24 protein-coding genes are annotated in these 22,837 nt (G+C 66.2%); 9 read left to right on the top strand and 15 right to left on the bottom strand.

Annotated features, from left to right (window positions below):
- Window positions 1-8 precede the first annotated feature (8 nt).
- From J2X98_RS03890 to J2X98_RS03875, 4 genes are all read left to right on the top strand, one after another.
- Window positions 9-1,286 (top strand): MFS transporter, encoded by a 1,278-nt coding sequence (locus tag J2X98_RS03890; protein WP_307304439.1) that lies wholly within the window; start codon window positions 9-11, stop codon window positions 1,284-1,286.
- A gap of 22 nt (window positions 1,287-1,308) precedes the next feature.
- Window positions 1,309-2,376 carry a UDP-N-acetylmuramate dehydrogenase gene (locus J2X98_RS03885; protein ID WP_307304435.1) on the top strand — a complete coding sequence of 356 codons (1,068 nt, stop codon included), beginning with the start codon at window positions 1,309-1,311 and terminating at the stop codon, window positions 2,374-2,376.
- Window positions 2,377-2,410: 34 nt separating this feature from the next.
- Window positions 2,411-3,514, top strand: coding sequence for a winged helix DNA-binding domain-containing protein (locus J2X98_RS03880; protein ID WP_307304433.1), 1,104 nt, complete (start codon window positions 2,411-2,413; stop codon window positions 3,512-3,514).
- A 453-nt stretch (window positions 3,515-3,967) separates the two neighbouring features.
- Entirely contained in the window at window positions 3,968-4,984 is a 1,017-nt protein-coding gene (locus tag J2X98_RS03875; RefSeq protein ID WP_307304430.1) for a polysaccharide deacetylase family protein, read from the top strand.
- 97 nt (window positions 4,985-5,081) lie between these two features.
- On the opposite strand, the gene asd is transcribed toward J2X98_RS03875, so the two are convergent.
- From asd to J2X98_RS03820, 11 genes are all read right to left on the bottom strand, one after another.
- On the bottom strand, window positions 5,082-6,212 hold the full coding sequence (gene asd, locus J2X98_RS03870) for an aspartate-semialdehyde dehydrogenase (RefSeq protein WP_307304428.1): 1,131 nt from the start codon (window positions 6,210-6,212) through the stop codon (window positions 5,082-5,084).
- A gap of 206 nt (window positions 6,213-6,418) precedes the next feature.
- Complete coding sequence (locus J2X98_RS03865) at window positions 6,419-6,835, bottom strand: hypothetical protein (RefSeq protein ID WP_307304426.1); 417 nt, start codon at window positions 6,833-6,835, stop codon at window positions 6,419-6,421.
- A gap of 2 nt (window positions 6,836-6,837) precedes the next feature.
- Window positions 6,838-7,482: a hypothetical protein gene (locus J2X98_RS03860; protein WP_307304424.1), complete on the bottom strand. Its 645-nt coding sequence runs from the start codon at window positions 7,480-7,482 to the stop codon at window positions 6,838-6,840.
- 23 nt (window positions 7,483-7,505) lie between these two features.
- The gene (locus J2X98_RS03855) at window positions 7,506-8,474 is read right to left on the bottom strand and encodes a WXG100 family type VII secretion target (RefSeq protein ID WP_307304421.1); all 969 of its coding nucleotides are present in this window, start codon (window positions 8,472-8,474) and stop codon (window positions 7,506-7,508) included.
- A 113-nt stretch (window positions 8,475-8,587) separates the two neighbouring features.
- Complete coding sequence (locus J2X98_RS03850; protein WP_141942736.1) at window positions 8,588-8,806, bottom strand: NF038396 family protein; 219 nt, start codon at window positions 8,804-8,806, stop codon at window positions 8,588-8,590.
- A 4-nt stretch (window positions 8,807-8,810) separates the two neighbouring features.
- Window positions 8,811-9,395: a dihydrofolate reductase gene (locus J2X98_RS03845; protein ID WP_141942734.1), complete on the bottom strand. Its 585-nt coding sequence runs from the start codon at window positions 9,393-9,395 to the stop codon at window positions 8,811-8,813.
- Window positions 9,392-10,195, bottom strand: a complete 804-nt coding sequence (locus J2X98_RS03840; RefSeq protein ID WP_141942732.1) for a thymidylate synthase — start codon at window positions 10,193-10,195, stop codon at window positions 9,392-9,394. The genes J2X98_RS03845 and J2X98_RS03840 overlap by 4 nt, the downstream gene beginning before the upstream one ends.
- Window positions 10,196-10,220: 25 nt before the next feature.
- Entirely contained in the window at window positions 10,221-11,189 is a 969-nt protein-coding gene (locus J2X98_RS03835) for an NUDIX hydrolase (protein ID WP_307304417.1), read from the bottom strand.
- Between the two features lie 9 nt (window positions 11,190-11,198).
- A complete protein-coding gene (locus tag J2X98_RS03830) occupies window positions 11,199-13,448 on the bottom strand; it encodes an RNA degradosome polyphosphate kinase (RefSeq protein ID WP_307304414.1) in 2,250 nt (749 codons plus the stop codon).
- 131 nt (window positions 13,449-13,579) lie between these two features.
- The gene (gene mshD / locus J2X98_RS03825; protein WP_141942726.1) at window positions 13,580-14,548 is read right to left on the bottom strand and encodes a mycothiol synthase; all 969 of its coding nucleotides are present in this window, start codon (window positions 14,546-14,548) and stop codon (window positions 13,580-13,582) included.
- Between the two features lie 37 nt (window positions 14,549-14,585).
- Window positions 14,586-15,284, bottom strand: coding sequence for a winged helix-turn-helix transcriptional regulator (locus tag J2X98_RS03820; protein WP_018769102.1), 699 nt, complete (start codon window positions 15,282-15,284; stop codon window positions 14,586-14,588).
- Between the two features lie 339 nt (window positions 15,285-15,623).
- Between J2X98_RS03820 and J2X98_RS03815 the strand changes: the two genes are divergently transcribed.
- The 5 genes from J2X98_RS03815 to J2X98_RS03795 all read left to right on the top strand — a co-directional run bounded on the left by J2X98_RS03815 (window position 15,624) and on the right by J2X98_RS03795 (window position 20,386).
- Window positions 15,624-16,391 (top strand): permease, encoded by a 768-nt coding sequence (locus J2X98_RS03815; RefSeq protein WP_141942724.1) that lies wholly within the window; start codon window positions 15,624-15,626, stop codon window positions 16,389-16,391.
- 173 nt (window positions 16,392-16,564) lie between these two features.
- Entirely contained in the window at window positions 16,565-17,173 is a 609-nt protein-coding gene (locus J2X98_RS03810) for an FABP family protein (RefSeq protein WP_141942722.1), read from the top strand.
- A 131-nt stretch (window positions 17,174-17,304) separates the two neighbouring features.
- Entirely contained in the window at window positions 17,305-18,387 is a 1,083-nt protein-coding gene (gene ygfZ, locus J2X98_RS03805; RefSeq protein WP_307304410.1) for a CAF17-like 4Fe-4S cluster assembly/insertion protein YgfZ, read from the top strand.
- Entirely contained in the window at window positions 18,387-18,812 is a 426-nt protein-coding gene (locus J2X98_RS03800) for an ankyrin repeat domain-containing protein (RefSeq protein WP_307304407.1), read from the top strand. The genes ygfZ and J2X98_RS03800 overlap by 1 nt, the downstream gene beginning before the upstream one ends.
- A 50-nt stretch (window positions 18,813-18,862) precedes the next feature.
- Entirely contained in the window at window positions 18,863-20,386 is a 1,524-nt protein-coding gene (locus J2X98_RS03795; RefSeq protein ID WP_307304404.1) for a DHA2 family efflux MFS transporter permease subunit, read from the top strand.
- On the opposite strand, the gene J2X98_RS03790 is transcribed toward J2X98_RS03795, so the two are convergent.
- From J2X98_RS03790 to J2X98_RS03775, 4 genes are all read right to left on the bottom strand, one after another.
- Window positions 20,348-21,064: a GNAT family N-acetyltransferase gene (locus tag J2X98_RS03790; RefSeq protein WP_307304401.1), complete on the bottom strand. Its 717-nt coding sequence runs from the start codon at window positions 21,062-21,064 to the stop codon at window positions 20,348-20,350. The two genes, J2X98_RS03795 and J2X98_RS03790, sit on opposite strands and share 39 nt — an antisense overlap.
- A gap of 27 nt (window positions 21,065-21,091) precedes the next feature.
- Window positions 21,092-22,117, bottom strand: coding sequence for an ATP-dependent 6-phosphofructokinase (locus tag J2X98_RS03785; protein WP_141942714.1), 1,026 nt, complete (start codon window positions 22,115-22,117; stop codon window positions 21,092-21,094).
- A 203-nt stretch (window positions 22,118-22,320) separates the two neighbouring features.
- Window positions 22,321-22,575: a PspC domain-containing protein gene (locus J2X98_RS03780; RefSeq protein ID WP_307304398.1), complete on the bottom strand. Its 255-nt coding sequence runs from the start codon at window positions 22,573-22,575 to the stop codon at window positions 22,321-22,323.
- A gap of 3 nt (window positions 22,576-22,578) precedes the next feature.
- Window positions 22,579-22,836: a hypothetical protein gene (locus J2X98_RS03775; protein WP_141942710.1), complete on the bottom strand. Its 258-nt coding sequence runs from the start codon at window positions 22,834-22,836 to the stop codon at window positions 22,579-22,581.
- Between the last annotated feature and the right edge of the window lies 1 nt (window position 22,837).

The following is a 22,837-nucleotide window of genomic DNA, read 5'->3' as shown; positions in this document are numbered from 1 at the left end:
TGCACCTTGTGACCACCCCTGCAGGAACCGCCGCAACCGCCGCCCAGGTCACGGCGTGGCGCAACGCCGTTGTGGTAGCTTACGGCGCCAGCGGCCTTGCCTTTGCCTCCTGGGTATCCCGGCTGCCGGCCATCCGGGACGCGCTGGGCCTTACCCCGGGCACCGTGGGCGCCATCCTGCTCTGCATGACGCTGGGGTCCTTTGCCTCCGTCTCCGTCTCCGGACTGATCGTGCTGCGGCTCGGGTCCAAGCAGACCAGCCGCACCGGCAGCATCATGGTGGGGGTCGGACTGCTGACCGCGGGTTTTGGCACAACCGTGCTGGCAAACCCGGTGGCAACAGCAGCCGGCCTGGCCATCATCGGCCTTGGCACCGGAAGCTGGAACACGGCGTCCAATGTGGAGGGCGCAGCAGTGGAACGCGCGGTGGGCAGGCATATCATGCCGCGGCTGCATGGCGCGTTCAGCCTGGGGACCGTGGCCGGCGCGGGACTGGGCGCCGGTGCCGCGGCAATCGCCATGCCGGTGTTCTGGCACCTGGCGGCCGCGGGCGTGGTGGTTGCGGTGTCGGTAGCAACGGCTGCCTCCTGGTTCCGTGCCGATGCCACCCCGGTGGCAGCGGCGCGGACCTACTCCCCGGACAACTTCGAGGACCCCACCACGGGGCCCATTCCCGTGCTCACTGCGGGAACCACTGCCGGTGATGCCCCGCTGGACAACAAGCGCAAGATCGCCCAGGCGTGGCGGGACCGGCGGACCCTGCTGCTGGGCGTGCTGGTCCTGGGCCTCGCCCTGGCCGAGGGCGCGGCGGGGGACTGGGTGGCCCTTGCCCTGGCGGACGGCCACGGGCAGAGCGATGCCGCCGGAGCCGCCGGTTACGGACTCTTTGTCACCTTCATGACCATAGGGCGCTTTGCCGGGACGGTGCTGCTGGATAGATTCGGCAGGGTCCCGGTGATGCGCTGGTGCGCTGCCGCGGCCGTTCTGGGACTGGGCGTCTTCGTCTTTGCGCCGGAGCCGTGGCTTGCGTACGTGGGGCTCGCGTTGTGGGGCCTGGGAGCCTCCCTGGGCTTCCCGGTGGGCATGTCCGCTGCAGCCGACGATCCTGCCAAGGCCGCGGCCCGGGTCTCGGTGGTGTCCACCATCGGCTACGGGGCTTTCCTTTGCGGGCCGCCGCTGCTGGGCCTGCTGGCCGAACACGTGGGTATCCTGCATTCGCTGCTGGCCGTGATGGTGATGCTGGCGGTGAGCTTCGTTCTGTCCCCGGTGGCCCGGAAGGCCGGTTAGCTTTCCCTTGTATTGTGGACTGGTGACTCCCACGCTGCTCTCCTCCCTGACCACCTCCGCCGTCGGCGGCCCTGCCGGCAAGTTCGTCGAGGCCCGGACCGAGGCTGAGATCATCGACGCCGTGCGCTCCGCGGATGCCGCCGGGGAACAGGTCCTGATCATCAGTGGAGGATCCAACCTCCTGGTGTCCGACGACGGGTTCCCCGGGACCGTCATCAGGATCGCGTCTGAAGGGTTCACGGTCAACGCCGAAGACTCGTGCGGGGGAGTGTCCGTGGTGGTGCAGGCCGGCCACAACTGGGACAAGCTGGTGGAGCACGCGGTACGCCACGCCTGGTCCGGTATCGAGGCATTGTCCGGCATTCCCGGTTCAACGGGCGCGACGCCGGTCCAGAACGTGGGTGCCTACGGCTCGGAAGTCTCGCAGACCATCGCCGCGGTCCGCACGTGGGACCGTGAGCGGAACGCCGTGCAGACCTTCACCAACTCGGAGCTGAAGTTCGGCTACCGGGACTCCATCCTCAAGCAGGCCACCGTCAACGGCTCGCCGCGGTACGTGGTGCTCACCGTGGAATTCCAGTTGCCGCTGGGCCGGATGAGCGCCCCTATCCGTTACGCCGAGCTGGCACGGGCCCTCAACGTGGAAGTGGGCAAACGTGCCTACGCCAACGACGTGCGGCGCGAAGTGCTCCGGCTGCGCGCGTCCAAGGGAATGGTGTGGGATTCTTCCGACCGGGATACCTATTCCACGGGATCGTTCTTCACCAACCCCATCGTGTCGGCTGAGGTGGCGGACAAGCTGCCCGAGACCGCGCCCCGCTATCCCGCCGGCCAGGACGGCCTGGTGAAGCTTTCGGCAGCGTGGCTCATCGACCAGGCAGGCTTCGGCAAGGGATTCGGGCTGGACCAGGACGGAGTCGCCGGCGGCCGGGCATCGCTGTCCACCAAGCACACGCTGGCCATTACCAACCGCGGCTCAGCCAGCGCCGCCGACATGGTTGCTGTCGCGCGGGAGGTGCGTGCCGGCGTCGAACGCCAATTCGGCATTTCGCTGCACCCGGAGCCGCTGCTCATCGGCCTCGGACTCTAGCCGCTCCCGGCTCTACCCGGCCTAGGATGGGCGCATGGCTGCACAAGCTGTTCTGCGCGACCGAAGGGTGATGGGGCGGCTGCGGCTCGCCTCCCAGCGGCTCGCCGGGACGGCCGGCACCTCCGTGCCGGAGCTGGTGCGGTGGATGACCGCCATGCAGGCACAGGACCTGCCCGCCGCACTGTGGGCAGTGGGTGCCCGCGTACCGGGTACGGGAATTACCGATGTGCGGGCCGCCATCAATGCCGGGACGGTGGTGCGGTCCTGGCCCATGCGCGGAACACTGCATTTGGTGGCTCCCGGGGACTTGCGCTGGATGCTGGACCTCACCGCGGAGCGGCTCACCAAGAGCATCGCGGGGCGCCACCGGCAGCTTGAGATCACTTGGGCGGACATCGAGAAGGCCCGCGACCTTGCCCTGGACCGCATTCTCGCGGACGGCCCCATTAGCCGCGCTGTACTGTTCAAGGTGTTCGACGCCGGTGGCCAGCCGACGCAGGGCCAGAGGGGCATCCATCTCCTGGGTGCGCTGTGCCGGCACGGGTGGCTGGTGCTGGGGCCGCTGGCCGGCAACCAGCAGCTGATCGCGGCCTTCGACAACTGGATTCCGGCCTCCCGGGCCATGGAGCGTGAGGAGGCGGTTGCCGAGTTCCTGCTGTGCTATTTCCGGAGCCACGGGCCAGCCACGCTCCACGACTTTGCCTGGTGGACACGGCTGCCGCTGACCGAGGTGCGTGCGGCGTTTGAGAACGTCCGCCACGAGCTCGTGGAGCTGGAGTTGGAGGGCATCAGCTATTGGCTGTCCCCGCAGGTGGCGACCCTCCTGGACTCCGGCGTGCCAGGTGCACGATCGGTCCACCTGCTGCCTGGTTTCGACGAATTCGTCCTCGGCTATACGGATCGGACGCTCGTCCTGGACCCTGGGCATTCCGACCTGATCGTGCCTGGCGGGAACGGCGTCTTCAAGAAGACGGTGGTTGCCGCGGGGAAGGTGATTGGTACCTGGGCGCTGCATGGCACGGGGCCCGGCGCCGCCGTCGTACCCGAACTCTTTGGTGATATCCGGCCGCTGAAGGCAGAAGCCCAGGCAGCCCTTGCCCGCGCTGCCAAGCGCTACCTTGCCTTCCTTGGTGACTGATAAAGGACCCCTGCGCTTGCTGTTCGCCTCCTGCTGGATGGCTTGGTTGGACGCGCGGGGGTGGCCAACAAGTAATTTGGGTAGTGGCTACCCTAGCCCTCCCGGTCAGACGGGCTTACCGTGTTTTCATTGCGCTGGCGCGTGCCGCCGGGCTCGCCGGGACCGTGGACGACGATGCCTACGTGACCAGGCAGTACTCTCCGCCAGGGCACGAACCACTACTGCAGGGGCGGCGACGAGATGAACATTTTGAATCGAATCCGGGAGATGGGGCCCGCCCTTCGGCGCAGGCCCGACCGTCCGTCGTCCTCACAGCCGCCGTCGACCAGGGTGCGCCCGGCGAACAGCATAAGAAACCGGTCGCCGAAATGGTTGGTTGCCCCCTTCTCCGTCACCCTGATACTCGGTGCCGTTTCGCTTTGGTTTGCCCCCGTGGCCCATGCCGCAGGCGGTATGGTGAGCGTGACATTCGACGACGGATGGGCCAGCCAGTACACCAACGGGTTGCCCATCCTGAAAAAGTACGCGGTTCCGGCCACGCTTTACGTTCTCCCGGGATCGATCAACACGCCCGATTACATGTCGCAGGCCCAAATCCAGGCCTTCGCAAGCCGTGGCGACGAGATCGCGTCGCACACAGTCACCCACCCCGACCTCACCAAACTTTCCGCCGCCCAACTCGAAAACGAGCTGGCGCAGAGCAAGGCCGCTCTGCAACAGATGTTCGGTCCGTCCGCGGCGCTGGATTTTGCCTCTCCCTACGGGGCGTATAACCCGACCACCACTGCGGCCGTCCAGAAGTTCTACGCTACCCAGCGCAACACCGATGACGGTTTCAACAGCCAGGCCAGCTTCGACCCGTACAACATCCTCGTGCAGAACGTCGATGCCGGCACTACTGCCGCCACGGTGCAGGGCTGGATCGATGCCGCGAAGGCAAACAACACGTGGCTGGTATTGGTCTATCACGAGGTGGGAGCGAGCATCGGCCGGGACATTTACCATACAGACACTGCCGTGCTCGATGCGCAGATAGCGGCAGTTAAGGACAGCGGCTTGCCACTGGTTACCATCCGACAGGGCGCCGACGCTCTGGCCGCGCCGAACACACCGCCACCGGGGGCAACACCGCCGCCCGGCGCTGCTGCAGCCATGAATGCCGTGGCGGCAGCCAACCCAAGGCTCGGAGCACCGTCTGGCAGCACCGTCTGCGGGCTGGACAGGGGCGGCTGCTACCGGACGTACCAGCGGGGTGCGGTCATTTGGTCCCCGGCTTCCGGTGCCCACTATTCTGTCGGTGCGATCCGCCAGGCGTGGGCAGCAACGGACTTTGAGAGGGGACGGCTCGGGTATCCTATCACCGACGAGTTTGCCTCCGGCAGCGGCGTGGCCCAGGACTATCAGGGCGGCCGGATCTCGTGGACAGCCGACGGCGGCGCGGTCATCACTTTTGGCAGCCGTCCCTCATAAGGGACACCCGCAATTCACGCCGGCGATTCCGGGGGCAGGTGCAGAAACGGGCCGGCCTGCTTTTGCAGGCCGGGCCGCTTGTCGGGCAGCTGCGTGGCTACAGGTTGCCGGTGGCGATGTTGAGCATGCGGCGCAGCGGCTCGGCGGCGCCCCAGAGGAGCTGGTCGCCCACGGTAAAGGCGCTGATGTACTGAGGACCCATTTCCATCTTGCGGATGCGGCCCACCGGGATGTCCAGGGTGCCGGAGGCAGCCACCGGGGTCAGCTCCGCCATCGAGGCTTCCTTGGTGTTGGGAACAACCTTTGCCCACTGGTTGTCCTCGTCCAGGAGCTTCTCGATCTCGGCGACGGACAGGTCTTCGCGCAGCTTCAGCGTCAGGGCCTGGGAGTGGGAGCGCATGGCGCCGATGCGGACACAGAGGCCGTCCATGATGACGCGGTTTTCGTCCGTGGTGCCCAGGATCTTGTTGGTCTCCACCCCGGCCTTCCACTCTTCCTTGGACTGACCGTTGCCCAGGTCCGCGTCGATCCAGGGGATCAGGGAACCGGCCAGGGGGACGCCGAACTGCGTGGCGTCGACATCGGTGCGCTGGTGGGCCAGGACTTTGCGGTCGATGTCCAGGATGGCCGACGCGGGGTCGTCCAGTTCCGTGCTGACCTCGGCGTTGAGCGTACCGAACTGGGTGAGCAGTTCACGCATGTGCCGGGCGCCGCCGCCGGACGCAGCCTGGTAGGTCATGGACGTGCCCCACTCCACCAGGCCGTTCTTGAACAGGCCGCCGAGGCCCATGAGCATGCAGGACACGGTGCAGTTGCCGCCGATGAAGTCCTTGGTGCCGTTGACCAGGCCCTTGTCGATGACATCGCGGTTGATGGGGTCCAGCACGATGATCGAATCGTCATTCATACGGAGGGTGGAGGCGGCGTCGATCCACAGGCCGTCCCAGCCGCGGCTGCGCAGCTCGCCGTGCACCTGCTTGGTGTAGTCGCCGCCCTGGGCGGTGACGATAATGGGCAGCTTGGCCAGGGTGTCGAGGTCGAACGCGTTCTCGAGCTTGCCGGCGCCGTCAGCAAAGGACGGCGCGGCACCTCCCGCGTTGGAGGTGGAGAAGAACACCGGGTTGATGTTGGCGAAGTCGCCCTCGTCCTGCATGCGCTGCATCAGGACGGAGCCGACCATGCCGCGCCATCCGACCAGGCCGACGGAAGGGGTAGCTGCTGTAGTCATTGGTCCAGTTTAGACTTCGCGTCCGGTAGGGCGCAGTCGGTTACGTCACGCGCGGGCTGGGATAAATTCACGACGGCGGCACGCGCTTTGGGCGTTATTCCACGGGCCGCGGGAGATTCCCGGCCAGGCGATGCTTCATGGGCGTCTCCGGGGGCCGGCGGGTGGGGACGTAGCCCGGTTCCTGGGGCACGCCCTTGCCGTGCGGTTCATTCGTTGACATGTCCAGCCCCAGGTTCCGGTGCTTGCCGTTCCTTGCGCAGTTTTTTGGCCCGGTACTCGTCCTTTGCCATGCCGAAGGTGTACCAAGCCCCGAGACTGCTGAATGCGGTGAGGACCAGGGCGCCCCAGAAGGGCTGGCCCCCATCAGGCAGGGGACGCAGAAGTATCACCAGGGAGAGAATGACCAGGACCACCATGACGGCGCTGAGGATTCCCATGCCCCACCACGATCGGACCTGCACGTGGCCACGCCCGGGAGAAAAGCCGATCTCGTCCCCAGGATAGCTGTGCAGTTCACCTGTGCTGGTCCTCCGCAGTACGCGCTTCTCACCCCGGGCGAGCGCGGCCTTGTGCTCGGCATAGACGTCATCATTGCGGCGTTCACGGTCGCGGTCGAATGTCACAGTCAGTCCTGACGGATGGTTTGGATATGGTGAAGGAGACCGGCGTCGTCCACGCCCCTGGTTTCAGTGATGTCTGCCTGCTGGGGTGTGGAGATACCGATGGTCCAGAATTGGTCGCCGCCGCTCTTCACGTACAGTGTCTGCCCCTTGGGATCTTCGCGCCGTCGGAGAGTGGCGCCACCCTGGGGGTTGTCGCGCAGGTGCTTCTTGATGACCATGAAGTTGGCCTCGGCGGCTGTGACATCGGGTCTCTGCGCCATAGCCCACCAGGTGAAGTAGGCCCTGGGCTGGAACAGCAGATGAATGCCTCCGCCTTCCATACCGATGACGCTGTCGCCTCCCTCTGCCGTCAGCAGAGAGATTTCAATCCGACGGCTGGCAGAGGAGAGGAGGGCAGCAACGGCGGCAGTGGGGCCTGACACGGAGAGAAGCCCGTCACTTTCGGCTTTGGCCAGGCCTCGGGCCACCAATGAAGACGCACCGGCGCTCACCATGTCCGTGTTGTTCAGGTAGCCGTCCACCCTCAGTGCTTCAGCGCTGAGCACGGCAGCGTCCCCGCCCTGCAGGCTTGCAAGGGTAACCATCTCGGCAAAACCATATCCGATGGCATCCGGGATGGAGGCGGTTTCCGTTGTTGTCTCAGTCATCGTCAATACCTCTCGTTGTGGGCTCAGAAACCAAAGAAGTCGCCGACTTTTTCGGCGGCATCCCCAGCGCCTTCCCAGACTTCCTTGGCACCATCAGCGATGGATCCGCCGATGGCATTGACTGTTTCCTTGACTATCGGAACATTGTCATAGATGGCCAACGCTCCGGACGCCACCATTGCCGCCGTTCCAACAGGCGGGGGAGCGAAACTGGCCACTCCCAGGCCGGCCTTGATTCCGGAGTAAAAGGCAGCACCCGCATCGCCCTCTTTGATGTTGTTGACAGTGTCCAGCACATCAAGGCCCACTCCGACGCCGCCCAGGGCTTTGCCGCCGAACTCGAAGAACTTGGCCGCCTTGCCGCCCTCGGCGAGGTTCAGAGCGGTGTCCCACCTGCCGTCGAACAGCTCGGAGGAAGTGTTGAAATACTGGCTGAGCATGTTTGTGTCCTGGAATGCCTTTGCCACACTCCGGAAGTCCTTGGAAAACAAGAACTCGGGCACGTTGTCTGCCTTGCTGATGAAATGGGGAAGATCGAACAGTCCTGCCCGGAGATTCGGCAACGCTTTGGTGAGGTTGTACATGTCCCAGCCGCTGCGGAAAGGGGAGTTGGGATGCGTGAGCCAGTCCGGGCCCCACGGATCGTTGCTGCCCTGCCCCGGGACTGGCGGGCGGGGACCGTTGCTGCCGGCAGGCAAACCGGCGCCAGGTCCGCCACCGGCGGTGCTCGCCTCCTCCTGCTCATCAGCGTTCTTGAGGAGGACCTTTGACTCCTGCTGCAGCCGCGAGACGGTCTGTTGTAGAAGGGTGCGATGGCTGGTGTTCCAGTCAGACCGGAACCGCTGGGCGTCTGCGCCCTTCCAGGCCGGGTTGTTGTTGATCTGGCTGCTCAGCTGCGTCGCCTGCTGCTGCAGCAGGTCCGCCGTCTTGCTGAACTGCTGCGCGAGGGTCCGCAGTTGGTCGACGTCGGCGCCCCACAAAGTTCCTGCCACCAGGATTCCCCCCAATATTCATCCGACAGCCCCCAGAGTGCTGCGTGCCCCAGCCTAGGGCAGGAGCAGCCCGGCCGCGATGGGTTGGCCTCCCCATGCCGCTGCCGTAAGCGCTAGCTCCGGTCCGGCTGCTCCAGCATCGCCGCCTTCCGCGCGCGGAGCGCGAAGAACGCCCCGAAGGTGAAGACCTGCGTGACCACCACGAGCACGATGGCCCCGGCGATCTTGTTGCCGCCCAGGATCATGGTCAGCCCGACGATCGCGGACAGCAGCGCCAGCAGGGGCAGCAGCATGTAGCCCAGGACGAACAGGGTTTCCGGTTTCTTCAGCATGTTCCTAGCCCTCGGTCCGTGACCATTTGGTGAATCGGTAGCGCGTGCCGTTGGCGGCGGTCAGCCAGCCGTCCGGCGGGACGGAGGCGGTGGCCTCCCAGCTGGGCCCAAGCTCGGGAGCGAACGTGTCGCCGTCGGCCTTCACATCGATGGTGGTGACCACCGCGACGTTGGCGAGCTCGGTGGACTGGCGGAAGACCTCACCGCCGCCCAGGATCCAGACGGTTTCGCCGCCGTCGACAAACTGCGACTCAAGGAGCGCGTCATCCAGGGAAGGGACCACGACGGCGCCCTCCGCCTCAGGCGTGCTGGCCCAGCCTGGCTGCCGGGTGATGACGATGTTGGTGCGGCCGGGCAGCGGGCGGTACTTGTCCGGGAACGAAAGCCAGGTCTTCCGGCCCATGATCACTGGGTGCCCGGTGGTGAGGCGGGTGAAGTGCCTGAGGTCCTCGGGCAGGTTCCAGGGCATGTCCCCGTCCTTGCCGATAACCCCGTCGGAGGTCTGCGCCCACACCAGCCCCACGCCGGTGATCGAGGCGGCCAGTTCCTCGGTAAAGGACTGCGGGTCAGTGAAGTTTCCTGTGCTCATACGGCGATCGGTGCCTTAATCGTCGGGTGGTGCTGGTAGCCGATCACTTCGAAGTCCTCAAGGGTGTAGTCGAAGATCGACGCCGGCTTGCGGGTGATCCTCAGCTGCGGGTACTCGTAGGGCTCGCGTTCCAGCTGCTTGAGGACCTGGTCCATGTGGTTCTCGTAAATGTGCACGTCACCGCCCGTCCAGACGAACTCGCCGGGCTCAAGCCCCACCTGCTGGGCAACCATGCAGGTGAGCAGCGCGTAGGAGGCGATGTTGAACGGCACCCCCAGGAACATGTCCGCGGAACGCTGGTAGAGCTGGCAGGACAGCTTGCCGTTGGCCACGTAGAACTGGAAGAACGCGTGGCAGGGCGGCAGCGCCATGTCGTTGAGCTCGGAGACATTCCAGGCGGATACGATGTGCCGGCGCGAGTCCGGATTCGACTTCAGGTTCTCGATGAGCTCGGCGATCTGGTCGATGTGGCCGCCATCAGGGGTGGGCCAGCTGCGCCACTGCACGCCGTAGACCGGCCCCAGGTCGCCGTCCGCATCCGCCCACTCATTCCAAATGGTGACGCCCTGGTCCGTCATCCACTTGATATTGGTCTCGCCGCGCAGGAACCACAGAAGTTCCACCGCCACGGACTTGAAGTGGACCCGCTTGGTGGTGATCAGCGGGAAGCTCCTGGAGAGGTCAAAGCGGATCTGGCGGCCGAAAACACTGGTGGTTCCGGTGCCAGTGCGGTCCGATTTATGGGTGCCGTTGGCCAGGACATCGCGCAGGAGGTCTTCATAAGGCGTAGGGATGCTCACGCCTCAAGTCTACTGGGACCGCTCCTTAGTCATCGAAAGGCTTGAGCTGTTCCACGGCGACCACGCGCTTGCTCCCGCCGTTGGCCACATGGCAGACCACCAGTTCGCCCGGCGACAAAAACGGCTCGTGAGCAGGCAGCAGCTTCGCCAGGTCGGACGGCATGTGGGTACCCACTTGCTTGAGCACGGTTGGCAGGGCAGGCCGGTGGGTGCAGACCACCACGGCCCGCTGCTTGTCGAAGAGGGCTTCGATGACGGCAGCCGTCTTCTTGGGGCTGCGCTGGTGCTTGTGTTCGGTCAGGCCCTCCGCCAGCTTCACTTTGGCCCCGGTGGACCGCGCATAGGGGGCAACGGTGGCAACACAGCGCAGCCACGGGCTGGTGACTACACGCATGGGCTGCCAGACCTGCAGCAGCCGGCCGACAGCCTGCGCCTGCCGCGTGCCGGTGGCCGCGAGTGGACGTTCGCCCTCGGCCTTGCTCCAGGAGGCCCGCGGCTTGGCCTTGGCGTGGCGCAGCACCAGCAGGGGCCACGTGTCCAGCGTTCCCCGTTCGTGCGCGTCGCGCAGGAATTCAAGGGGTGCGACGTCGGAGGGGTTGGACAGCAGGCGGGCAGCCTTCTCGGGGACGCACCACATGACGCTGTCCACTTCCTTGCCATCGGGCACCAGTCCGTTGCCATTGGCCTTGACGGCCCAATAATGGACCTTCTTCAGGCCCGAGGCCACGTGGTAATGGATGGGCGGCAGCGGTATGCCCAGCGGCGCGGTGAGCCCTATTTCCTCGCTCACCTCACGGACGGCGCATTCCGGAACCGTCTCACCGGCGTCGATCTTTCCCTTGGGCCATGACCAGTCGTCATAGCGGGGCCGGTGGATCAGCAGGACTTCAAGGCGGTCCTTGTTGACCCGCCAGGGGATGGCTCCCGCGGCGGTAACGGCTACGGGTTCCCCCGGATGGTCGGTCTGGTCGGCTACGAGTGCATCGCTCGACAACGCGGCTGCCTATCGCCGGCTCAGGCTGCGTTGCCGCGGCCGGGATGCCAACAGCCAGGACTGGACGTCTTCAAGCGGTTTTCCGTCCTCGGACAGGTGGTGCCGCGTCCAGCGACCCTCGTTGTCAAGGTGCCAGCTGGAGGTTTCCGGGTCCATATAGCGGCGCATGAGGTCAAGGACGTACGTAACGTCGTCAGCACTGGCCAGCTGGACCAGGGCCTCCACCCGGCGGTCCAGGTTACGGTGCATCATGTCCGCGGAGCCGATGTACACCACCGGGTCACCGCCGTTGGCGAAGGCGAATACGCGTGAGTGCTCCAGGAAGCGCCCCAGGATGGAGCGGACCGTGATGTTGTCGCTGAGGCCGGGAACTCCGGGGCGCAGCGAGCAGATGCCGCGGACCACAACATCCACCTTCACCCCTGCCTGGGACGCGCGGTACAGGGAGTCGATAATGGCCTCGTCCACCATTGAGTTGACCTTGATCTGCACGTGCCCCGGGACCCCGGCCCGGGCATTGCGGATCTCCGTCTCGATCCTGTCGATGAGCCCCGACCGGACGGAACGTGGCGCCACGAGGAGCCGCTTGAACGTGGACTTGGGCGCATAGCCGGAAAGCTGGTTGAACAGCTTGGACAGATCCTCGCCCACCTGCTCGTTGGCGGTCAGCAGGCCCAGGTCCTCGTAGTACCGGGCCGTGCGCGGGTGGTAGTTGCCGGTGCCGATGTGGCAGTAGCGGCGCAGCCCGTCCACTTCCTGGCGGACCACCAGTGAAAGCTTGCAGTGGGTCTTCAGGCCCACGATGCCGTAGACCACGTGCACGCCCGCCTGTTCCAGCTTGCGGGCCCAGGAGATGTTGGCCTGCTCGTCGAACCGTGCCTTAATCTCCACCAGCGCCAGGACCTGCTTGCCGGCCTCCGCAGCATCGATCAGGGCGTCGACAATCGGGGAGTCGCCTGACGTGCGGTACAGGGTCTGCTTGATGGCCTGGACCTTGGGGTCCGCGGCGGCCTGTTCCAGGAACGCCTGCACCGACGTGGAGAACGAGTCATACGGGTGGTGCAGCAGGATGTCTCGGCGGCGCATCGCGGCGAAGACGTTCGCGGCCTTGGCGGTCTCGGATTCGTTCAGGTACCGGGAGGTGTGCGGGACGTGCTTGGGATAGTGCAGGTCCGCCCGGTCGATGCCCGCGATGACTGACAGGCCCCGGAGGTCAAGCGGAGCCGGCACCGAGTACACCTCGGATTCCTCCACCCCCAGCTCCCGGATCAGCAGGGCGCGGATGTTGGGGTTGATGTCGTTGGTGACTTCAAGCCTGACGGGCGGCCCGAACCGGCGGCGCAGCAGTTCCTTCTCCAGGGCCTGCAGGAGGTTTTCGGCGTCGTCCTCCTCCACCTCCACGTCCTCATTGCGGGTGACGCGGAACGTGTGGTGCTCCAGGACCTCCATGCCCGGGAACAGCTTGTCCAGGTGGACGGCGATGACTTCCTCGAGCGCGATGAACCGGGCCACGCGGCCCGGCACCGCGCCGGCACGGGGGCCGTCGATGGAGATCAGCCGGGGAAGCTGGTCCGGGACCTTGACGCGGGCAAAGAGTTCCTTGTCGCTGACAGGGTTGCGGACCACCACGGCAAGGTTCAGGGACAGACCCGAGATGTACGGGAAGGGGTGGGCCGGATCAACAGCAAGGGGAGTGAGGATGGGGAAGACTTTTTCGGCGAACATCGCGCTCAGCTGCTGCTGGGCGGTGTCGTCCAGTTCATCCCACTGCATGAGGTGGATGTGCTCGTAGGCCAGGGCCGGCCGAATCTGGTCGGCATAGACCTGCGCGTGCCGCTCCTGAAGCCGGTGGGCTTCCTCGCTGATGCTTTCCAGCACCTCAACAGGGCTCAGCCCGGCCGGCGAGGGGACGGCAAGTCCGGTGGCGATGCGGCGCTTGAGGCCCGCCACACGGACCATGAAGAACTCGTCAAGGTTGGACGCGAAGATGGACAGGAAGTTGACGCGTTCCAGCAGGTGCAGGGTGGGGTCCTCGGCCAGCTCCAGCACGCGGGAGTTGAAGGCAAGCCAGCTCAGCTCTCGGTCCAGGAACCGGTCCGGCCTGATGTCCCCTTCCGGCTGCAGGTTAGGGGCGAACTCGGGAATGTCGATGCGGTCCTGCGTGGCCCTGGACGCCGGTACTTCGGAGGAGCCGAAGCGCGCCCGTACGGGCACCGCAACATCCTGGGACGTGGCTGTTCCGGACGGTTCCGGGTTCATGGCAACTCCTTTTGCTGGCGCTTTGGTGCCGGCGCTTCCGCCCCGCGCGGTTCCCTTTCAACCTTACAAGCAATCGGTGGGGCCACAGCCCTTGATTTAAGTGGTGGCAGCGTTTGTTGAGGCCGTCCTGTTCACCCTGCTGCGGGGCCGTACATGACGTCCATGTCCCACCGGGTGAAGCCCAGCCGCCGGTACAGGGCAACCGCAGCACTGTTGTCGGCATCGACGTAGAGCATGACGGCGGTCAACCCGGAGTCACGGAGGTGCCTGATGCCGGTGAGCGTCAGAGCCTTGCCGAGCCCCATGCCCTGCGCGGCCGGCGTTACCCCCACCACGTACACCTCGCCGATTGCCGGGTGGGCGCCGTGCCCCGGATGGACCTTGGTCCAGTGGTAGCCCAGCAGGCGGCCGTCGCGGTCTTCCGCCAGGAAGAACCCGGCAGGATCAAACCAGTCCTCGGCCATGCGCGCTTCGAGGTCGGCCCGTGTCAGGTGTCCCTGCTCCGGGTGGTGTGCGAACGCCTCCCTGTTGGCAGCCAGCCAGGAGTCCTCATCCTTCCCGGGCACGAAGGTGCGGATGGCCACGCCGTCCGGAAGGCCGGCGTCGGGCAGGTCCGCGCCCGCCGTCGTCATCCTCATCTTCCACAGCTCACGCACCGGCTTGTACCCGTAGCGGGCGGCGAGGTCAGCGGCTGCCTCGTGGTTGCCATGGGACCAGGCCTTCAGCCCCTCAAAGCCCCGGGCTTCCTTGAGCGCACCCACCAGGCGGTCGGCAACCCCCTGGTTCCGGTAGGAGGGGTGGACGGCGATTTCGAGGACGCCGTTGCCGTCAGGCTCCTCAACCACCACAGCGAAACCCGCCAGATCCTGGCCGGTCGCGGGATCGGAGTCCTCGTCCGGCGCGTACAGGGCCAGGGTCAGCAGGCTGTGTTCCGCGGTGTCCCCGGAACGCATGGTCACCAGGGTCTGTTCGGAAATTGACGGGTTGCCGTCCGATTCCTCTGCCGCGGCCAGGAGCACGCGGCAGTCCCTCAGGAGTTGCTGGTCAACTCCGCCCCGGACGGCATGGACGGGCCACTTCTGCGGATGCGCTGGAGTCATGTGCCAAGGCTATACGTCGCTGGCCGCAGGCCGGGGTTCAGGCCTCGGTAAGTTCGTCTTCCTGCTGCCGGACCAGGGTGAGCCGGTAGCCCACGTTCCTGACCGTGCTGATGAGGTTTTCGTGGTCCGCGCCGAGCTTGGCCCGTAGCCGCCGCACATGGACATCCACGGTCCGGGTGCCGCCGTAGTAGTCGTAACCCCAGACTTCAGTCAGCAGCTGCTGGCGGGTGAAGACCCGGCCGGGGTGCTGTGCCAGGTATTTCAGGAGCTCGAACTCCTTGAAGGTCAGGTTCAGCGGCGCTCCGTTGACCCGGGCCGTGTAGCTTGCTTCGTCGATGATGACGCCCGCGGCACGGATTTCGCTGGGTGCGTCCTCCTGTTCGGGTACCGCGCGGGCAACGGACAGCCGGATGCGGGCCTCCACCTCGGCCGGTCCGGCGGAATCAAGGACGATGTCGTCAACAGCCCAGGCCGAGGAAACCGCAGCCATGCCGCCTTCGGTCAGGATCAGTACCAGCGGGGCGCTGAGGCCTGTGGCCTTCAGGAGCTGGGTGAGGGAGCGGGCGCCCACCAGGTCCTTGCGGGCGTCCAGAAGGACAATGTCGCAGGGGTCCGTTTCCAGGAGGGCCGTGGGTTCGGCGGGGAGGATATGGACGCGGTGGTTCAGCAATTCGAGGGCAGGCAGGATGTCCACCGAAGAACCGGTGCTGTTGGTCAGTAACAGGATGTGCGACATTGTTCCTCCAAGGGCCGTCCGCGCATCATTGGGCGACTGAACCGGATTCTCACCGGCCGGTACGGGCTTCCTGCAGGAGGTTTTGGTCCGTCAGCACGCCGCCGGCCAGCCACCTCAGCAGGGAGCGTAGCTGAACCTTGAGTATACCCGGCGGCCCCCTTGGGACCACAGATCCGCGCCATCGGAAGGCACGTTTTGCGACATATCCGGGTCACATAAGGCAGGATTGAACCAGGGCGGACCAGCCCTGCCATGAGGGGGCGGACCAGCCTTCCGGCCGATGCCAGGATGGGAAAACAGCGCAGTGAGTGCACCGACGAAGCACAGGCCGGACCCCGCATGACCGCGGAATTGCAGGCGCCCGTGCGTTCGCTCGGTTCCTGGACCATCGGCGTCGTGGGAATAGCAGGCCTCATTGCCATCGTCGCCGGCGTCTACGCCTCGCCGCTGGCCCTGGCCGCCGTGGGCATCGTCATTGCCGCCGCCGTGGGGATCGGCTGGCCGCACTTCCTGCGCATCCCGGCCAAGAAGACCCTTGCCGCCGTCATTGCCCTGCCGGGTGCCGGCGCGGCGGTCGCCGCGGCCGTGGTGCCCGCGCCGGGATACCTGGACTGGACGCCGGCGTTTGTTGCCCTGGGAATGATGGCCGTCTTCGTGGTGCAGCTGATCCGCGGAACAGGCCAGGCCCAGCGTCTGGAGTCCACCCTCGGCTGCTGCGCCGGTGTGTTGCTGTCCTGCCTCGGCGCGGGCTGGATTGCCGGTGCGCGGTTCAATGGGGTGCGCGAGATGCTGCTGGTGGCCGCGATCAGCGCTGCGGTTGCCGTGCTCGCGGGGCTCATCCGCTGGCCGGACAGCATCGTTGCGCCGCTGGGAGTTGTGCTTGCCGGCCTGGCCGGTCCACTTGCCGGGCTGGTCCTGTCGGACATCGCTGTCCTTCCGGCCGCCGTCTTTGGCATCGTGGTGGGCGCGGTCCTGGCGAGCTTCCGCCGGCTTGCCACGCTCCGCGGGGCGCCGCTGAACATTCTTGCTGCCCTTAGCATGGGCCTCGCCCCGGTTTCGGCTGTGGGATCGCTCGCGTACTTCATAGACAAACTACTCATCTACTAACGGGTTAGGATGGCACCATGTCCGTACTTGCTTTTGAAATCTTCTTCCTTGTCCTGCTTGGCATCGCGAGCGTGTCCATGGCCTGGTTCGCCGGGTTCGTGGTCTACCGCCTCTTCAAGGGCCAGAAGTAACCAGACCTATTCCAGTACCAGCCGTATCTGGAGGTAATGGCAATGCCCATTGAGATTCCAACAGATCTGACCCCCGAACTCGTTCCCCTCTCGTGGCTCATCGGTGAGTGGGAGGGCCGCGGCCGGCTGGGCAGCGGCGACGAGGACTCGGAACACTTCCTGCAGCATGTGTCCTTCACCCACAACGGCCTCCCGTACCTCCAGTACCGCGCCGAAAGCTGGCTGACGGACGACCAAGGTGTCCGCCTGCGCCCGCTCACGGTTGAGACGGGCTTCTGGGCGCTGGAGCGCAAGCAGTTGGACGCCGACGGCGGCCCAGGCCTGGTGCCTGCGGACATCGTGCCGGTGTTGAAGAGCGCCGACGAGGTGGAGGCCCTGCGCAACAAAGACGGCGGCTTCGACATCTCTGTGTCCATCGCGCACCCCGGCGGAATCACCGAGCTCTACTACGGCCAGATCAAGGGCCCGCAGATCCAGCTGACCACCGACATGGTGATGCGCGGCAGCCACTCCAAGGAGTACAGCGCAGCCACCCGGATCTTCGGCCTGGTGGACGGCAACCTCTTGTGGCGGTGGGACGTGGCCACGGGAGGAGAAGCCGGCAAAGGCCTTGAAGCCCACGCGTCCGCCTTCCTGCACCGGGTCTCCTGATACAGCGGTCTGACACTGCAGGGGTCTCCTGAGGCAGTGGGCTTCCCGGGCAGTGCCTTCCAGCGGCCGGGGTGCGGAAACGAACCCACAGATCACGGAATACCGCCGACCCCAAAGGACTTCTACTTCATATGACTACGCCCAGCCCTTTGTTGTCGCGCCCCGGCGCCGTCGAGGCCGCCGGCCCTGACGCCGGTGTCGCCGCCCACTACGGCGAGCCGCTGCGTGAGCAGCGCGCACTCGCTGCCGGAACCGCCGTCGTCGATCTTTCCCACCGCGGCGTGGTCACCGTCACCGGGCCGGACCGGCTGAGCTGGCTCAACACCCTGTCCTCCCAGCAGGTGGCAGCCCTGCAGCCGGGGGAGTCCAGTGAACTGCTGCTCCTCAGCGTCCAGGGCCGCATCGACTTCGACGCCCGGGTGGTTGACGACGGCGGGACCACCTGGCTGATCGTGGAGGCCGCCGAGGCCGCGCCGCTGGCAGAGTACCTGAACCGGATGAAGTTCATGCTGCGGGTGGAAATCGCCGACGTCTCCGCGGACTGGGCCGTGGTGGGCAGCACCCGTGCCGTTCCGGAATGGTCCGGCCACCTTGCCTGGCAGGATCCGTGGCCCCACGTTTCGGCGGGCGGATATTCCTACGCCACCATCCCGGAGGAAAACCATCCAGGACTTGAACGGCCCTGGTTCGAGTACCTCATCCCCGCCGGCGAGCTGGAGGACGCCGTTGCCGGGCACGCACTGGCGGGCGTGCTCGCGGCCGAAGCCCTTCGCGTCGCAGCCTGGCGTCCGCGCATCGGCGCCGAAACGGATGACAAGACAATCCCGCACGAACTGGACCTGCTGCGCACCGCCGTGCACCTGGCCAAGGGCTGCTACAAGGGGCAGGAAACCATTGCCCGGGTGCACAACCTCGGCCACCCGCCGCGCCGGCTGGTGTTCCTGCAGCTGGACGGCTCGCAGCACACCCTCCCGGCAGCCGGCAGCCCGGTGATGGCGGGGGAGCGGAAGGTTGGAACGGTGACCTCCGTGGCCCAGCACTACGAAATGGGGCCGGTGGCCCTGGCGGTCATAAAGCGTTCCGTGGCACCGGATGAAATACTGACGGTCCTGGACGGCGATGAACCCTATCCCGCCGCGCAGGAGCTCATTGTCGCCCCCGACGCAGGCCAGGTGGTGGGGCGCCAGACCGGATTCCTGAGGGGGCCACGCTGATGACCGAGAACACCACGCCCGTCCACGCCGGGGCGCAGCGCGCGGAAGCGCACGACGACGACGCGCTGGCGTTGGCGCACGAGCTCTTCCAGGCTGCGCGCGAAGGAAACAGCGCGCTGCTGGGTGCGTACCTGGACGCCGGCGCTCCGGCCACCATGACGAACGCCGCCGGTGATTCCCTGCTCATGCTGGCTGCGTACCACGGCCACGCCGGTACCGTTGGGCTGCTCCTGCAGCACGGCGCCGACGCAAACACCGCCAACGACCGGGGCCAGACCCCGCTCGCCGGAGCGGCATTCAAGGGTTACCCAGACGTGGCCCGGGTCCTGTTGGGCGCCGGAGCGGACCCTGATGCCGGGGCGCCCTCGGCGCGGGCTGCGGCGCAAATGTTCGCCCGCACGGAGATCCTGGACCTGCTGGGCTAAGGCTCCCCGGGCTCCGCCCGGCACCAATAAAACTCCAGAAGGATGACAGAGTGGAAAACGTAGAGAAGCCGTGGCCGGCGCTGTGGTCCCTGGTGATTGGGTTCTTCATGATCCTGATCGACAGCACCATCGTTTCGGTGGCGAATCCCCGGATCATGCAAGGCCTGCACGCCGACATCAACTCGGTGATCTGGGTGACCAGCGCCTACCTGCTGGCCTACGCCGTTCCGCTGCTCATAACCGGACGACTTGGGGACAGGTTCGGACCCAGGAGGCTGTACCTCCTGGGCCTGGTGGTGTTTACCCTGGCGTCCCTCTGGTGCGGCCTTGCCCAGAACGTTGAAACCCTCATCGGGGCACGCGTGGTCCAGGGGCTCGGCGCGGCCGTCATGACGCCCCAGACCATGGCGGTCATCACCCGCATCTTCCCGCCCGACCGCCGCGGCTCTGCCATGGCCATCTGGGGTGCCACTGCCGGCATGGCCACCCTGGTGGGCCCCATCCTGGGCGGTGTCCTGGTGGACGGACTCGGCTGGGAGTGGATCTTCTTCATCAACGTACCCGTCGGCGTCGTTGGCTTCATCCTTGCACTGCGCAACGTCCCGGCGTTGAGCACCCACCCGCACCGGTTCGATATCCCCGGCGTGCTGCTGAGCGCCGTGGGGCTTTTCCTGCTGGTCTTCGGCATCCAGGAAGGCGAGACGTACAACTGGGGCACCATCACCGGATTCATCAGCGTGTGGGGCCTGATTATCGCCGGCCTTGTTGTCCTGGCCGCTTTCGTGGCCTGGCAGCGGTTCAACAAGGGTGAACCACTGTTGCCGCTGGGGCTGTTCAGGGACCGGAACTTCTCCCTCGCCAACCTGGGCATCACCATGGTGGGGTTCACCGTCACGTCATTCGGCCTGCCGCTGATCTTCTACTACCAGCTGGTCCGTGGCCTCACGCCCACCCAGTCTGCACTCCTGATGGTCCCCATGGCCCTGATTTCGGGCGGCATGGCACCTGTGGTGGGAAAGATCGTGGACCGGGTCAACCCGAAATACCTCGCCGCTTCCGGCCTGGTATTGATGGCCGTCGCCCTGGTCTGGAACGGCCTGCTGATGCAGCCGGACACGCCCATCCTGCTGTTCCTGCTGCCCAGCGCCGTCCTGGGCTTCGCCAACGCCGGCATTTGGGCGCCCCTGAGCACCACCGCCACCAGGAACCTGCCGCCGCGGCAGGCAGGAGCCGGTTCGGGCGTTTACAACACCACGCGCCAGATCGGGGCCGTGCTGGGCAGCGCCGCCATTGCCGTCCTCATCCAGTCCCGGCTCGCCGCCGAACTTCCGTCCGGCGGCCCCGCGGCATCAGCCGGTGGGGGAATGGCCATGGGCGGCACGCTGCCGGAGTTCCTGAAGGCAGGGTTCTCCACGGCGATGGCACAGTCCATCCTGATGCCCGCCGCTGTGGTGCTGGCCGGCGCGGCGGTGGCCCTGTTCTTCGCCAAGCCCAAGCCGGTCCAGGACTGGAGCGCCGCTGCCGGTACCGGTACCTCAGCGAAGGTTGACGCTGGTCTGGATTCCGCCGGCTGAGAGGCCCAGTTTCCGGGCCAGGGCCAGGCAGCCGGTGTTGCTCACATCGGCACGCCACTGCAGGGTCAGCCCGGCGGCCAGTGCCTCGTGCGCCGCGATGGAGCCGGCCAGTGAGCCCAGGCCGCGCCGCCGCCACTCAGGGTCCACCAGCACGCCCATGTTGCCCAACAGGCCCTCCCATTCCCCGTAGGCCCCGCAGGCCAGGGGAACACGCCTGCCGTCCAGTTCGTGCACGATGGTGTAGCGGTTTTCCAGGTCGGAGAGCCCCACTTCGTTGACGTCGTCCGGTGGGCAACGGCCCTCCAGCTCGATGGCCTCGGGATTTCCGTGCGAAACGGTCAGCTCTTCGGACGGCTGCTGGAGCGGCAGGTCGTCGGCGAAGAACAGGGCGGAAGCCCCGAGTCCATGGCCGCCGTGTTCCCGGGTGAGCTTCAGGAGGGTCACGTGCTGGGCCATTTCCTCATCCGGGATGCCGGCGGCGGCATCGATCACGCTCTGCGGGCCCACCAGCGCGGAACTTCCGAATATCCGCACGAACTCGACGGTGCGGCATGACTCGTCGGCGCGGACAATCCGTTCGCCGGAAGCCAGGGCGTCACCGAAAGCATCGTCGTCAAGGCCAAGACGGCGGGCCCATGCCAGCTGGATGATGGCCGCGGAGCCGGGATCGAGTGTCATGCTCCCAGCCTAGGGCGGCACGGTGGCTTAGCCGAACAGGACCGCGGCCTCGTCATAGCGGTTCTGCGGGACGGTCTTCAGCTGGCCAAGGGCTTCCTCGAAGGCCACATGCCGGATGTCGGTGCCCTTCAGCGCCACCATGGTGCCCCAGTATCCTTCAACCACGGAGTCGATTGCGGCCATGCCCAGCCGGGTGGCCAGGACCCGGTCGAAGGCGGAGGGGACGCCGCCGCGCTGGATGTGGCCCAGGATGGTGGCACGCGTTTCGATGCCGGTCCTTGCCTCCAACTCGGGGGCCAACTGGTCGGCGATGCCGCCCAGGCGCGGCCGGCCGAATGTGTCCAGTCCACGCTCGGAGTGCGGGCTTTCCATGTGCTCCGGCACGAAGCCTTCGGCCACCACCACCAACGGCGCGCGGCCGCGGGCATGGGCCTCCTTGACCCAGTCGGTGATCTGCTCGATGCTCACCTTCTGCTCCGGAATGAGAATGGCGTGCGCGCCGGCGGCCATGCCCGCGTGCAGGGCAATCCAGCCCACGTGGCGGCCCATGACTTCAGCGATCATGCAGCGGTGGTGGGACTCGCCAGTGGTACGGAGCCGGTCGATTGCTTCGGTGGCGATCTGCACGGCGGTGTCGAAACCGAAGGTGTAGTCGGTGGCGTCAAGGTCGTTGTCCACCGTCTTGGGGACGCCCACGATCTTGAGGCCGGCGTCGGTCAGTCGCTTGGCTGCTGCCAGGGTCCCTTCACCGCCGATAGCGATGATGGCATCGATGCCCAGGCGGTCCATGTGGGCCTTGATGGCCTCGGGTCCGCCGCCGTTTTCGAACGGGTTGGTGCGGGATGTGCCCAGGATGGTGCCGCCCTGCTTGGCAATGCCGCGGACCATGGTGCGGGGGATTTCGATGATGTCGCCCTCCACCACGCCGCGCCAGCCGTCGCGGAATCCTACGAATTCCTGGCCGTGGACGGCGATGCCCTTCAATACTGCGCCTCGGATAACGGCGTTCAGTCCGGGGCAGTCGCCGCCGCTGGTGAGGATTCCAATTTTCATGTTCGGCTCAAATCCTGGGAAGAAGGTTTACAGGCAGAGCGCCACGCTGAGCTCACCTAGAAGTGTAGTGGGGTGTGTGGGGTACGACACAAACCGGTTACATGCGGGCCGGCACGCAGCGGAATCAGGGCAGCCAAAAGCCCCCGCCCGATGAACGGATTCACCGGGCGGGGGCTATTGGCTGGCGGCGGAAGCCGGCCCGGTCAGCGACCGAGTGAGCGGCGGTCCAGGAACGTCTGCAGCGGAATCTCGTTACGCTGGTCCGGGAGGATCACCCACGCGAGGACGTAGAAAACGAAGGCCGGCCCCGGAAGCAGTGCGAAGAGCAGGAAGGCGATACGGACAAAAGCTACGTCCACATTGAGCTTGGCAGCGATGCCGCCGCAGACTCCGCCAAGCCACCGCTCCGGGCCGCGCTTCAGGCCAAGGCCCCTGACAATGCTGAAGAACTTATCCATGGTTCAAGACTTCCCTGTCGTCGGTTGGTTGTCACGTTTCCGGGCTGAGAGCAGGCCGCCCACCACCAGGGCCACGCCCGCCCCAATCATCAGGCCGATCAAGACGTAGGTGCCGTTGAGGGTGACGATGCCCAACTGCGCCACGATGATCAGCACCGCCAGCGCCAGGACGATCAGTCCCCACACCACCGTCCCCACCCTGGCAGGTGCCCGGCCCTCAAGGTCCTGGTCCGCCGTCGTCGGAATGTTGCCGCTGTCCATG

The sequence above is a fragment of the Pseudarthrobacter enclensis genome (genome assembly GCF_030811655.1).
Classification (GTDB): domain Bacteria; phylum Actinomycetota; class Actinomycetes; order Actinomycetales; family Micrococcaceae; genus Arthrobacter; species Arthrobacter enclensis_A.
This window is presented reverse-complemented; position numbering and strand designations above follow the sequence as displayed.